The organism is Paenibacillus sp. EC2-1, assembly GCF_049311625.1.
Taxonomy (GTDB): Bacteria; Bacillota; Bacilli; order Paenibacillales; family Paenibacillaceae; genus Paenibacillus_AQ.
This window is the reverse complement of sequence record NZ_CP186006.1, coordinates 5,365,706-5,378,483: the sequence shown is the minus strand read 5'-3', so window position 1 is coordinate 5,378,483 and position 12,778 is coordinate 5,365,706. Positions and strand designations below refer to the sequence as shown.

At 42.7% G+C, this 12,778-nt stretch carries 11 protein-coding genes and 1 riboswitch; of the genes, 9 read left to right on the top strand and 2 right to left on the bottom strand.

The window, feature by feature from the left end; translation table 11 throughout:
* The first annotated feature begins 45 nt into the window (after positions 1 to 45).
* Both ACK8P5_RS25160 and ACK8P5_RS25155 read left to right on the top strand, forming a co-directional pair.
* Entirely contained in the window at positions 46 to 2,109 is a 2,064-nt protein-coding gene (locus ACK8P5_RS25160) for a methyl-accepting chemotaxis protein (RefSeq protein ID WP_422658905.1), read from the top strand.
* Between the two features lie 151 nt (positions 2,110 to 2,260).
* Positions 2,261 to 3,616, top strand: a complete 1,356-nt coding sequence (locus ACK8P5_RS25155; RefSeq protein ID WP_422658904.1) for a hypothetical protein — start codon at positions 2,261 to 2,263, stop codon at positions 3,614 to 3,616.
* 68 nt (positions 3,617 to 3,684) lie between these two features.
* Here the strand turns inward: ACK8P5_RS25155 and ACK8P5_RS25150 are convergent, their stop codons facing one another.
* Complete coding sequence (locus ACK8P5_RS25150) at positions 3,685 to 4,494, bottom strand: DUF4097 family beta strand repeat-containing protein (RefSeq protein ID WP_422658903.1); 810 nt, start codon at positions 4,492 to 4,494, stop codon at positions 3,685 to 3,687.
* Positions 4,491 to 4,787 (bottom strand): hypothetical protein, encoded by a 297-nt coding sequence (locus tag ACK8P5_RS25145; RefSeq protein ID WP_422658902.1) that lies wholly within the window; start codon positions 4,785 to 4,787, stop codon positions 4,491 to 4,493. Before ACK8P5_RS25145 ends, ACK8P5_RS25150 begins: the two co-directional genes overlap by 4 nt.
* A gap of 305 nt (positions 4,788 to 5,092) precedes the next feature.
* On the opposite strand from ACK8P5_RS25145, the gene ACK8P5_RS25140 reads away from it, so the two are divergent.
* From ACK8P5_RS25140 to ACK8P5_RS25110, 7 genes are all read left to right on the top strand, one after another.
* Entirely contained in the window at positions 5,093 to 6,586 is a 1,494-nt protein-coding gene (locus tag ACK8P5_RS25140) for a lytic polysaccharide monooxygenase (RefSeq protein ID WP_422658901.1), read from the top strand.
* Between the two features lie 237 nt (positions 6,587 to 6,823).
* Positions 6,824 to 8,548 carry a methyl-accepting chemotaxis protein gene (locus ACK8P5_RS25135; protein ID WP_422658900.1) on the top strand — a complete coding sequence of 575 codons (1,725 nt, stop codon included), beginning with the start codon at positions 6,824 to 6,826 and terminating at the stop codon, positions 8,546 to 8,548.
* A 120-nt stretch (positions 8,549 to 8,668) separates the two neighbouring features.
* A riboswitch (TPP riboswitch) is annotated at positions 8,669 to 8,776 on the top strand.
* Between the two features lie 202 nt (positions 8,777 to 8,978).
* Entirely contained in the window at positions 8,979 to 9,749 is a 771-nt protein-coding gene (locus ACK8P5_RS25130; protein ID WP_422658899.1) for a thiazole synthase, read from the top strand.
* A 14-nt stretch (positions 9,750 to 9,763) separates the two neighbouring features.
* Positions 9,764 to 10,876, top strand: a complete 1,113-nt coding sequence (gene thiH, locus ACK8P5_RS25125; protein ID WP_422658898.1) for a 2-iminoacetate synthase ThiH — start codon at positions 9,764 to 9,766, stop codon at positions 10,874 to 10,876.
* A 15-nt stretch (positions 10,877 to 10,891) separates the two neighbouring features.
* On the top strand, positions 10,892 to 11,494 hold the full coding sequence (locus ACK8P5_RS25120; RefSeq protein ID WP_422658897.1) for a thiamine phosphate synthase: 603 nt from the start codon (positions 10,892 to 10,894) through the stop codon (positions 11,492 to 11,494).
* Positions 11,491 to 11,691 (top strand): sulfur carrier protein ThiS, encoded by a 201-nt coding sequence (thiS, locus tag ACK8P5_RS25115; protein ID WP_422658896.1) that lies wholly within the window; start codon positions 11,491 to 11,493, stop codon positions 11,689 to 11,691. The genes ACK8P5_RS25120 and thiS overlap by 4 nt, the downstream gene beginning before the upstream one ends.
* A gap of 26 nt (positions 11,692 to 11,717) precedes the next feature.
* Positions 11,718 to 12,740 (top strand): thiazole biosynthesis adenylyltransferase ThiF, encoded by a 1,023-nt coding sequence (locus ACK8P5_RS25110; protein ID WP_422658895.1) that lies wholly within the window; start codon positions 11,718 to 11,720, stop codon positions 12,738 to 12,740.
* Positions 12,741 to 12,778 lie beyond the last annotated feature (38 nt).

Here is a 12,778-nt window from a genome sequence, read left to right as displayed (position 1 = left end):
AATAAGCCAAGCAATGGATCTTGGACAACAGGGAGAGTTAGACAGATGAAGGGTATTAAGCTCAAAATTATGGCAGCAATTATGCTATGTTCCATTGTAGCGGGAGTGGGTGTAGGGTCAGTCAGTATTAATCGGAGCATCGACATGCTCAAGGACTACTCGAACAGGAATATGAGCTTATTGGCAGAGAGTAAGGCGAATGAGCTCAACGTTACGATTAATCAGATTGAAGCATCGGTGAATGGTTTAAGCGTATCGATATTGGCGCTATTAGACGATGTGAACGCTTTTCAAAAGAATCCTGATTACGTTAAAGAGTATCAGGAAAGAATCAGACCGATTGCAAAGGCATTTGCAGAAGATACGAATGGTGCTATGGCATTTTATGTTCGATTTAATCCCACCTATACGGATCCGACATCCGGGGTTTTTCATGCAGATACGGATGGGGATGGCACAATTGAGCAGTTGGTTCCGACAGATTTTAGTCAGTATGAATCAAGCGATCTGGAGCATGTAGGTTGGTATTACATCCCCATCAAGGCGGGTAAAGCAACCTGGCTTGATCCTTACCGCAATGAGAATATACAAACGGATATGATTAGCTATGTGGTCCCACTATTTAAAGATGGTGAACCTGTTGGCGTCGTAGGGATGGATCTCAATTTTGACCGAATAAAAAATCTGGTGCAATCGATTAAACCTTTTGAGAATAGTTATGGAGCTTTAATAAACGGGAAAGGTCAGTTCTTGATCCATCCTGAGTACAAGCAGTCTGATTCTTTATCCGAGCTGAATCCTTCGCTGTTTAAAACCATACAGGAGAATGATACTGGCGTTACGAATACGTCGTTTGGTGAAGATGACATGCTCGTATCACATAAAATACTATCCAACGGACAATCACTGCTCGTTGTTTCTCCCAGATCTAAGATCTATGCAGATGTAAACTCGCTGGCAACCGACATTTTATGGTTAGTTGTTGGGGCGCTCATATTGTCCGTGCTCATGGCCTTACTGCTGAGCGGACGAATGACGAAGCCCATTCACCGCCTTATTGCTGATATGAAGAAGGTTAGTGACGGAGATTTGACCGTACAGACTTCCATTGAGAGCAGGGACGAGTTTAGGGAGATCGGAGATAACTTTAATAAGATGGTCCGTGATTTGTCTGGGCTGAGCAAAAATATCATTGGTGTGTCCAATCAGATCCGTGAAGCTTCAGGAATGCTGTTCTCGGTATCGGATGGAGTAAAGATATCGATAAACGAAGCAGCCACATCTGTTGAAGAGATTGCAAGTGGCAACAATGAGCAAGCAATGTCGATTGAGGATTGTGCCAATATTTCAACTGAAATGAAGGAGAAATATAAGCAGCTTCAACTAGCGACGCGGCATGTTTTAGATACAATTGATCTCATACAGAAGGATAACCAGGAAGGATTGACCACGATTGAGAAGCTAGAATTCGCCAATCGGGGGAATTTAAGCGCTGCGGAAGAGATTGAGTCTGCCACTACAGAGCTTCAACATAAAGCAGCAGGAATTAATCAGATCCTAACAACGATCCGAGAAATTGCAGGGCAAACGAACCTGCTGGCTCTGAATGCTAGCATTGAAGCTTCCCGTGCAGGTGATGCAGGCAGGGGATTTGCGGTGGTCGCCTCTGAAATTCGAAAGTTATCCGAACAGTCGAATGCAGCGGCAGATGACATTTTGCTACTTGTATCTGAGCTTGAATCGGACGTAAGCAGGAGTGTAGATGCCATGACCGCTGTTAAGGAGAGTACATCCGAGCAGGCGATAACGGTATCGCGTGTCAGCAATGCATTCCAAGCCATTTCTTCTTCTGTAGACGTGATGACAGGAGTGATGCAGGACAATGGGGCTCACATTTCAAGCATTGGAGAACAGGTATATCAAGTACAAGAGAAATTAGAGAGCATGACGTCGGTATCCGAGGAGAGTAGTGCACTTTCGGAAGAGGTCGCTTTGACCATGGAAGATCAGCAGAAGCAGTTGCGAATGGTCGCTTCAGCAGCTGAAGAATTAAACGGTATGGTTGAGACGCTGAATGGACTTGTTCATCGATTCAAAGTTGAAAAGTAAAATATGAGTTCATAAGAAAAGGTACCCCATAAAGGTGCCTTTTCGTCTATTCTTGATCATCTCGTCATATAAAAGAACACACATGTAGAGCAATCAATTCATGGTATTATCGTAAAGAACAAAACCAATTCAATTATGAAAGAAGGACATTATGGGTTTTAAAGATGAATTAAAACGTGCAGCGCGCAATGCGGTAAAAGATGTAGAAAAAGAAGCCAATCAAACATGGAAGATAGATTATAAAGGACACGTTATTGAGGTGGTACATCAGTTACGTGAAGAGGCGCTTATCATTGATGGTATTACGGTTGATAGCAATAAGCGAAAATCTTTGCTCTCTCACGTCATACCTTACTCTAAAATGTCAGGTGTTCTTGAACTGGGAGATGGCACGAAACATAAAGTTTCCGTCAAACTTGGAGGATACATAAAGTTTAATTGTATTGTCAAAGTCGGCCAAAATACAGTGCTGAATCAATCTCTTAAACTAGATTTTCTTCCTTGGACCCATAGAGAAAAAATTGTATCTGCCATTCAGCAGCAAGTTCAGACACACAACAAAATAGTAGATGACCGTTTACCAGATGATGAGTACTTCTATGATGAGAATCAACCCCGAATGGATGCGGGATTATTTGACCGCATAATCGATGACGCACCAACTCCCTTATTCGCAAAAAAACTACTAAAATTGTTTAGAAAGCAACTCAGCAATCCGATAGACAAAACGAGAAAGGCGACGTACGACGAAATAATTTTTGATAACATAGCCACCTATCGTGATCAATTTATAGAACTCTTTCAACAAGCCGAGTGGAATGAAGAACTCGTTCAGCAAGAAGCATTATGGCTACTAGAGCATGCAGCACATCGAGAGGTTGTGAAGTTCGCAATCACAGTGCTTGGTTGTACCGCTTGTGAGGAATATAAGGATTTACTCTTTACACTAGGTATGCATGAGGAATTCACTTCATATGTTGTATTCGCGCTAGATGATGGAACGAAGGAAGCGAATCATGAGATATGGAAGCTTGCACAGTCCGTCCATGGCTGGGGTAAAATTGCTGCCGTTGAACAGCTTGAAGCTAGAACACCTGAAATAAAGAAATGGCTGCTGACCAAGGGCTGTGAAAGTACGGTTCCGAGCGAGTACTTAGCCTATATGTGTGCTATCAAAGGGGAACTTGCCGTAGCACTATACGAAGAGACGATCTCTAAAGATCTTTACGATGGAATAGGACTTATCATTCAGACATTACTACACGAAGATATAGAGCCTGACATTGAGGACTATTTATTTGAAAATGCGGTTCTTTTTCGCTTCGTGAACCAAGCGCGTATCCACTGCACAACGCTTGAGGATATGAATCCCCTTATGACGATAAATGAATTTTTAAATCATGAAGAAATATGGGTGGAACGATCTGAAGATGGGTGGAAGCAACAGGAGCGCATTTCGATTCAGCAAGTGCTTCAGCCGATTCTAAATGATCTAAAGACGACGTGAGCTACTCAATCATTAGTAAAATAGCCAAGAGAAGGTACCTTCTCTTGGCTATTTTGGTCTTTTTAAGACTAGTCAACAAATTCAAGGTTGATGTCTCCATTATTTGTGCTGACATCTAGAGTCTTAGAACCCCCAGCTTTATTTTCTGGGAGATTACTTTTACCTTTGGAGGCGTTGCTCGAAATACTAAAGACATCATATGAACCCTTAACGGTGCCAGTAATGTCCCCATTCTTAGATTCTAATTTCAAGGTGTCGTCAACTCCGACATTTGTGACCTCTATATCACCATTGGATACGTATGCATCAACGGAACCTTTTATATTCACATCGGACAAGATCATGTTGTCATTCTTAGTTTGCAGTTTCAGCATCTTATCAACTTCCGTATTCGTAACTTCGATGGCTCCATCTGAAGTTGCTACATCAACAGATCCAGCAATATCTACGTTCGAAAAAATAATATTACCTTTGGATGTTTTAATGGTAATCCCGCTAGCAATCCCACTTGGAACAGCGATCTTGACATTACGATGTGCTTTCTCCGTGTCTAGCCCAATGTAATCTTTCCAATTTTTATTATTCACTGCTTCCATTGTAAGTTCTTTATTGTCTGAAACATTAATTTCATAGGATTCTTTTTCATTTTCAAAATAATTGATATGAATCTGATTATCCGTTGACTCTACTAATTCAATCGTGCGATCTCGGGTAGTCAAAGACAGTTGGCTGACCTTACCCGCATCTACTGTATAACTTTTCTCTTCATATGGAGCTGAACTATCTTGGGAACCAGAATCTGTTGTACATGCTGTAGTGATAAGCGCTAAACCAAGGATGACAAACACAGCTGGGGTTCTTTTAAATCTGTTCTTCATATATAAGCTACCTCTTTCTGAAATAAAGATTTTATCTTTCTCATTACCCGAATGGTCAGTCGTATGATCTTTTTGGAAGTCTTTTTAATTGGTGAAAATGTAACCACACCAATCCCAATACAGATCAAACCGCCAAAAAACATAAGTAAATTTGAAGAAATATTGCCACTAATATCAATAATCGGAGTGATAACTCCGGCAAGTCCCGCCAACAAGAAGGAGAGTTCAACTAAAAATAATGTGACAATTCCCAACCAAACAGTCGCATAAAAAATAAATATCAGTGCAAACATGATCATGAATAATGGTGAAGCTACGATGAGTAATGCAATATCAAAGGGCGCTATCTTAGATACAACTTGTAGTCTAAAATACCCACTACATTTAGGGGAGGTTTTTATATCAAATAATGACCTTTGAGATCATTCAACTATAGGTTTAATAGCTTAAAAGCTTTATAGAATCAAGTAATGAAACCATCTGTTGTCGACATTATTCTACATAATATTTAAAGACTACTTCTAGCCTATACTCAGTAATCTTAAATGTGGGTAATATGATATAAAGGTATGAAAATTATGGAATAGGGAGACAAATCATGATTAACCCACATTTTAATCTTAGCTTACCCTCCAAGGTAACAAAACTTCTGCTAGGCTGTTCAACTTTTTTACTAGGACTATTATTCTTCACTTTATTCGCAGACAGTGCATCGGCTCATGGTTATATTGAGTCACCCGCAAGCCGTGCTTATATGTGTAAGCAAGGTGAAAATACGAATTGTGGTGCTGTTCAATATGAACCGCAAAGTATTGAAGCCATTGGTAACTTTCCCACTACAGGACCTGTAGATGGAGAGATTACCGGTGGTGGTATTTTTAAAGAGCTGTATGAACAAACACCCGATCGCTGGAAGAAAGTAACCCTACAGACGGGTCTTAACACATTTACTTGGAAACTAACAGCTGCACATGCAACGGACAACTGGAAATATTACATTACAAAAGCAAATTGGGACCCTAGCAAACCGATCGGACGGGATGATATAGAATTATTCTGCTCATTTGATGACAAAGGGGCGAAGCCGAACCCTTCGACTTCACATCAATGTAATATTCCTGCCGATCGTACAGGATATCAGCTTATCCTTGGCGTATGGGACATTGCTGATACTCCCAATGCTTTCTATCAGGTTATCGATGCTAACATCGTGAGTAATGGCGCAGCGCAAGGCCCAACCGTACCTGCGAATGTGGGCTCCGTGAACAAAACAGACACAACGATAACGCTGAAATGGACGGCTTCTACAGCTCCAACCGGAATCGCAAAATATGAAATTTACCGTGATGGGGTACTCGTTGGAACTTCATCAACGAATACTTATGTAGACAATGGTCTTACTGTGAATACATCCTATGTGTATACCGTAAGAGCGGTTGATAATGCAGGAGATAAATCTCAAGCTTCGCCAGCCGTAACGATTACAACATCTGCCGCAGGTAACGGTGGTGGCGATACTAACACATACCCGGCATGGGAAGCCTCTAAGGTGTATCTGGGTGGAGCCAAAGTACAATTTAACGGTGACATCTATGAAGCTAAGTGGTGGACACAGAATGAAACGCCTGGCAAAGCACAAGTATGGAAGTTAATTGGTGATGCTGGTGCTGGACTTGCAGCTCCTACAGGTGTCCATTCCATGAAAACTACATCGACTAGCGTGTCACTCATGTGGACAGCTTCACTTGGTGCAGCCCAGTATGAAATCTATCTGAATAATGTTCTATTAGGCATGTCGACACTAACTGCTTATGAAGCAACGGGGCTATCCGCAGGCACATCCTATGTGTTCACAGTTGTAGCTGTCGATGGTGCTGGCGTTAAATCACAAGCGTCAACTCCTTTTCACGTGAAGACCGCAACTGAAGGCGGAGGAGCAGGTGATAACGAAACTCTTTATCCAGAATGGGATGCTAAGAAAGCCTATGTGGGTGGAGATAAGGTGCACTTTAATGGTGCGACCTACGAAGCGAAATGGTGGACATATAATGAGCTTCCTAATAAAGCAGACGTATGGAAACTAGTAAAGTAAAATCACATGATATCTTTATTTAAATTAGAAAGGCATCCAAATACGGGTGCCTTTTCGCGTTATCTTCCGCAAAATAGCTATTCATTTTTTCACATGAAATGCCGATATTATATAAATTAATGTGCTTTAAAGGTAAGTGAAAAGAAATACAAATTGTTGTAACCCCCTCTTCTACTGAAGAGTGAGGGGCTTTTTTGCATCACGAGGATAGAACAATTCGAAAACGAGGTGTGCAACATGAGATCTACTATCCAGAACAAGATTAAATTCAAAATGACAATTGGGAGGAAGTTAATCGGCTCTTTCCTCATTATTGCTCTTTTGTTAGGGGTTACAGGTTCAATAGCCTCTATCTATCTAAAGAAAATAGATACCCTGAATACCGATGTAGTCGACAGACGAACTATTATTTTATCGAATGTATTAAATACACAAGTGAATATTTCAAAGGAAAATAGTTTGATTCGAGCATACATCATTACAAGTGATGAATCTTTTCTAGTTAAACTAGAGAAGGCTTATGCGGATGCAAGTCAGTTAATTCAGGATACAATCTCATTAAGTCAATCGGCCCAATTTAAAAAGAGCTTGCAAGAACTGGATCAAGGAAACCAAGAGTTTAAAGAAAAGTATGATGAATTGATACAAATGATCCAATCGAAGAAATCATCTGATCAGATATTGGATTATTTTATTGCAGAAGTATTTCCACGTGGTATAGAACTGGACCCGATGGCTGAGAATCTGGCAAACGAACAGTTAAATGCAATGAAGGAAGCAAGTGAGGAAAGTACACAGCTTGTAAATCATGCCGTTACCAATGTGGCTGTAGTTAGTATTTTTGCTTTTGTTTTTGCTGTATTGTTCGGTTATATTTGTTCACGAATGATATCAAAACCGATAGTAACTATAGCAAAAGCTGTAGAGGAAATTGCGTTAGGTAACTTAACAGTAGAAGATATCAAGTTGAAGAATAAAGATGAAATCGGAGTATTGGCTCGTTCATTTAATCAGATGAAAGATAACCTCCAGAGATTAGTGCACAAGATTCGCATTAGTTCGGAGCATGTAGCATCTTCCTCCGAGGAGCTTACCGCAAGTTCAGAGCAATCCAGCAAGGCATCCGAAGCGATATCGATGACGATTCAAGAAGTATCCACAAATGCGGAAATGCAATCTCGAAATGTAGATGATAGTCTCCAGGCTATTCACGAAATGTCCTCTGGCGTACAGCAAATTGCTTCAAATGCACAAATGACATCATCTCTTACGATAGCAACGGCTCAAAAAGCTTTAGAGGGTAATCAGTCTATCCAGTCAACCGTTAGCCAGATGGATTCGATACAAAACACGATGCATCATTTAGCTAATGCTGTAACAGAGATGCAGGAGCAATCGAAAGAAATTGAAATGATTGTTGATGTAATAACAGAAATCTCAGCTCAAACGAATCTGCTATCACTAAATGCGGCTATAGAAGCTGCCAGAGCAGGAGAACAAGGACGAGGTTTTGCAGTGGTTGCAGGGGAGGTTCGAAAGTTAGCGGAACAATCTTCCCAGTCGGCTGGGCAAATTGCAGAGTTAGTTACAACGATTAATCAGCGTACATTCCAACTGGTAGAGAAGACGGAAGTTGGAGTGAGGGAAGTTAGTGATGGAATTCAAGTCGCACATTCTGCGGGTCAACTATTCGAGTTCATAAAAAATGATATCGATGAGGTCTCTAATCAGATTCAGGAGATATCGACCGCTTCACAGCAGATCTCTATGAATACAGAACAAGTCGTAGATGCGATTGGGTTCATATCAGAGGGCTCCAAAACCGTTGCAGCAGAATCACAGAACTTAGCGGCATCGACGCAGGAGCAACTGGCTTCTATGGAGGAAATTACATCCTCTGCATCATCGTTATCTAATATGTCAGAAGAGCTGCACAATTTAATTGAAAAATTTAAAATTTAAAATGAACCATCGCTGTTCAGTATGAAACACAAGGTTGACGTCACAAAAGGGTAATGTTACCATTACCCTAATTTCATAAAGAGTAAGCTCTATGTGTTGCATTCACGCATTGCTTACTTGGAAGTCCACTAGGGGCGCCTGTTATAGGCTGAGATAAAGCGATTTCGCTTTGGTCCCTTTGCACCTGATCTGGGTCATGCCAGCGTAGGAAAGTGGTAACGAATTCAATCTTTGTGTGTTCATGAATTCAGAACCGTTCTGTGCTGGAACGGTTCTTTATGTATTTAACCGTTCCTCCATTAGAACCGGGCTCTATTCATCTACCCCCTAGTGACTTCCTTATATGACATAAGGAGGTCTTTTTTGTGCTCAATTAATGAGGGAATGGAAGGGCGTAATCATCGATCACACACGAACTAGGAGGAGAACAATGGAGAATATACTTGAGATTGGCGGCGTAAAGCTGACCAACCGACTATTGGTAGGAACGGGGAAATATGCAGACCACAAAGAGATGAACGCAGCCATTACGGCTTCTGGGACACAGGTCGTTACCGTTGCTGTAAGAAGAGTAGATCTGGACGGTTCCGAGGAGAACATTCTGAATGACATTCCTGACAATGTACAGTTAATGCCCAATACTTCGGGGGCAAGAACGGCGGATGAGGCTATACGTATTGCAAGATTAGCAAGAGCATGCGGGATGAGCAATTGGATTAAGATTGAGGTTATCTCGGATCAGAAATACTTGCTTCCGGATAATGCGGAGACGATTAAAGCAACGGAGGTGCTAGCTAAAGAAGGCTTCGTTGTTCTTCCTTACATGAGCCCTGACCTCATGGCAGCTAAAGCCTTGGTGAATGCAGGTGCTGCTGCTGTAATGCCGCTCGGAGCGCCAATTGGCACAAACCGAGGCATCCGAATGAAAGAGATGATCCAGATTCTAATAGATGAGATTTCTGTTCCTATTATCGTGGATGCAGGGATCGGTAAGCCATCCGAGGCAGCGGAGGCAATGGAGATGGGAGCAGATGCGGTATTGGTCAATACGGCGATTGCTACAGCGAAAGATCCGGTTGGTATGGCGCAAGCTTTTGACTTGGCCGTGAAGTCTGGGCGCATGGGGTACCTGGCAGGACTTGGACGGATGCTAAGTAGCAGAGCAGAGGCCTCGTCCATTCTAACTGGATTTTTGGACTAAGAGGGAGAGATGAAATGAGCTTTTATGATATATACACCCAAGTCAAAGAGTGGCCGTTCGAGCGTTTCACGCAGGCTGTAAGTAACAAGGATGTAGAGAGAGTTTTAGGGAAGGATCGGCTAACCAATGAGGATTATTTGACGTTATTGTCTCCTGCGGCAGAACCTTATATAGAAATCATGGCACAACAAGCACATGAGCGAACCGTACAGCATTTTGGCCGAATCATTCAATTATATCAGCCTCTTTATTTGAGCGATTACTGTGTGAATACTTGTAAGTATTGCAGCTTCAGTATAGATAACGAGTTCCCAAGGCGTAAGCTGACGATGCTCGAGGTGGAGCAAGAAGCTAGGGCAATAAAGGCTAAAGGAATAAAGCAGATCATTCTGTTAACAGGGGAATCTCGCATTCATTCTTCAGTACAATATTTGAAGGACTGTGTGGATGTATTAAAGCATCATTTTGCTTCTATTGCGATTGAAATTCAGCCGCTGGATGTGCCGGATTATCAGGAACTCGTGAATGCAGGAATTGACGGTCTCACTGTATATCAAGAGGTTTATGACGAAGAGATCTATAAGGATATACATGTTAAAGGACCGAAACGAAACTATCGTTATCGCCTGGATGCACCGGAGAGAGGATGCCAGGCAGGGATGCGAGCAGTTAATATCGGAGCACTACTCGGGCTAAGCGATTGGCAAAAAGAAAGCTTCATCACAGGACTTCATGCAGCCTATCTACAAAATAAATACTTGGGGACTGAAATCTCTGTATCCTTTCCACGGATGCGTCCTCATGCTGGGGAGTATCAGCCAAGTGTCATCGTCACGGACCGTAATCTAGTGCAAGCTATGCTGGCTCTTCGTCTGTATCTGCCGAGAGCGGGTATTACAATTTCCACAAGGGAGGAGCCTAGATTGCGGGATCATCTTATCCCACTCGGGGTTACTAAAATGTCCGCTGCCTCTAGCACGGTTGTTGGTGGTTATTACAATCCGAGTGCAGAGGAGCCTGCCCAAAGCCAATTTGAAATCTCAGATGAACGATCTGTAGCAGATATTAAGGCTCTGCTTAGAGAAAAAGGGTATCAGCCGGTCATTAAGGATTGGCAAATGGTATAGCGGGGAGCTTGTTCAGTGGAAATTCATTTGATATCAAGTGGAAGGCAAGCGTTGAATCAGTTTGCATGTATAGCAAGCAAAGTAGAACCATACGTCCGTTATATCCATCTGCGTGAAAAGTCACGCACAGCCAAAGAACTTATGAGTGGAATTCATCATCTAACAGATCAAGGGGTACCGTTATCTAAGATCATCATCAATGATCGCGCCGACGTTGCCCATGTAGCCGGGGCATGTGGTGTGCAGTTGGCTTACCATAGCTTATCACCGCGTGAGGTGAAGAAGGTGTTTCCAGTGTTGAAAGTTGGACGGTCTGTACATTCTCTAGAGGAAGCCAGGCGGGCTTGTGAGGAAGGAGCAGATTATATCTTGTATGGACATATTTTTGCTACCGGATCTAAGCCTGATCTGAAGCCCAGAGGACTTAAGGAGCTAACTCGTATCGTTGATGCTCTAACTGTCCCAGTCATTGCGGTTGGTGGCATCAAGCCAGAACATGTGGCTGCTATAACAGCAACCGGTGCTAGCGGATTTGCCGTAATGACTGGAATTACAGAGGCACATGACCCACTACTTGCCATTCAATCTTATCTGGAAGGGAGGTCTTTACAAAAATGATTCAGGTAAATGGTAAAACAGCAGTACTTACCGAAGACATACATACCGTTTCCGATCTACTTGTGCATTATCAGCTTAACCCCAAGCTTGTGATCGTTGAGCAGAACGGGCAGATTGTAGAGAAGGAAGCGTATGGGATTACGATAGTTCAAGATGGAGACAAGATCGAGCTCGTACATTTTGTTGGTGGGGGCTGAGTTCTAGCTAAGAAGAGAGGGTAAGCATGGATCAAGAACGTTATTCAAGACAGATGCTGTTCAAGAAGATTGGCGAAGAAGGACAACGTAAGCTCATGAATGGACATGTACTGGTCATTGGTGCAGGCGCACTCGGTACAGGCAATGCTGAGATTCTTGTCCGAGCAGGCGTAGGCACGATGACGATCGTAGATAGAGATTATGTAGAATACAGTAATCTTCAGCGTCAGCAGCTCTATGCTGAAGCCGATGCCATAAATAGATTGCCTAAAGCTGTAGCGGCGCGGCAGCGATTATTGGATATAAACTCAGAGGTCGATATACGTTCGTATGTTATGGATGTTACAGCTAACGAATTGAAGCAGCTTGTATCCGGTGTCGATTTAATTATAGATGCAACGGACAATTTTGAAACACGCCTCGTCATTAACGATATTTCACAGAAATACAATATCCCATGGATCTATGGGGCGTGTGTAGGGAGTTATGGCTTGAGTTATATGGTTGTTCCCGGAAAGACGCCATGTTTCAACTGCCTATTAAATAAAGTCCCTCTTGGCGGAGCCACTTGTGATACGGCAGGCATTATTGCCCCGGCCGTTCATATGGTTGTAGCTTATCAGACAGCGGAAGCAATCAAATGGCTCACAGGCGATCATGACGCACTGCGTAGTGAGCTTGTTTCATTTGATGTATGGACCAATCAGCATGCGTCTATTCGAGTAAACCGGTTAAAGAAAGAGGATTGTCCCTCATGTGGGAAGGATGCGGTCCACCCCTACTTGTCTCAGGAGCACCTATCTAAGACGGCGGTATTATGTGGAAGGGATACCGTACAAATTCGGCCTCCTCAACAGATGGAGCGGGATTTAGAACAACTGTCCGCGTTGCTGTCTAGGGAAGGTGGAGTGGTAGAAGCTAACCCCTTTCTCGTTTCCTACAGCACCGGAGAGCATCGGTTGGTATTCTTTAGGGACGGGCGTGTATTAGTGCACGGTACGAACGATATTGCCCAGGCGAAAAGCTTGTATCATCGATATTTGGGTTAGGCGGCAACTGAATATAAAGAAACGCAGCCAATGAGGCT

What these genes read in the sequence shown, in the direction of transcription:
- ACK8P5_RS25110 (WP_422658895.1), top strand. Translation starts at nt 11,718, where the DNA reads ATGGATCAAGAACGTTATTCAAGACAGATGCTGTTCAAGAAGATTGGC.
- thiH (WP_422658898.1), top strand. Translation starts at nt 9,764, where the DNA reads ATGAGCTTTTATGATATATACACCCAAGTCAAAGAGTGGCCGTTCGAG.
- ACK8P5_RS25130 (WP_422658899.1), top strand. Translation starts at nt 8,979, where the DNA reads ATGGAGAATATACTTGAGATTGGCGGCGTAAAGCTGACCAACCGACTA.
- ACK8P5_RS25145 (WP_422658902.1), bottom strand. Translation starts at nt 4,787, where the DNA reads ATGTTTGCACTGATATTTATTTTTTATGCGACTGTTTGGTTGGGAATT.
- ACK8P5_RS25150 (WP_422658903.1), bottom strand. Translation starts at nt 4,494, where the DNA reads ATGAAGAACAGATTTAAAAGAACCCCAGCTGTGTTTGTCATCCTTGGT.
- ACK8P5_RS25160 (WP_422658905.1), top strand. Translation starts at nt 46, where the DNA reads ATGAAGGGTATTAAGCTCAAAATTATGGCAGCAATTATGCTATGTTCC.
- thiS (WP_422658896.1), top strand. Translation starts at nt 11,491, where the DNA reads ATGATTCAGGTAAATGGTAAAACAGCAGTACTTACCGAAGACATACAT.
- ACK8P5_RS25135 (WP_422658900.1), top strand. Translation starts at nt 6,824, where the DNA reads ATGAGATCTACTATCCAGAACAAGATTAAATTCAAAATGACAATTGGG.
- ACK8P5_RS25140 (WP_422658901.1), top strand. Translation starts at nt 5,093, where the DNA reads ATGATTAACCCACATTTTAATCTTAGCTTACCCTCCAAGGTAACAAAA.
- ACK8P5_RS25155 (WP_422658904.1), top strand. Translation starts at nt 2,261, where the DNA reads ATGGGTTTTAAAGATGAATTAAAACGTGCAGCGCGCAATGCGGTAAAA.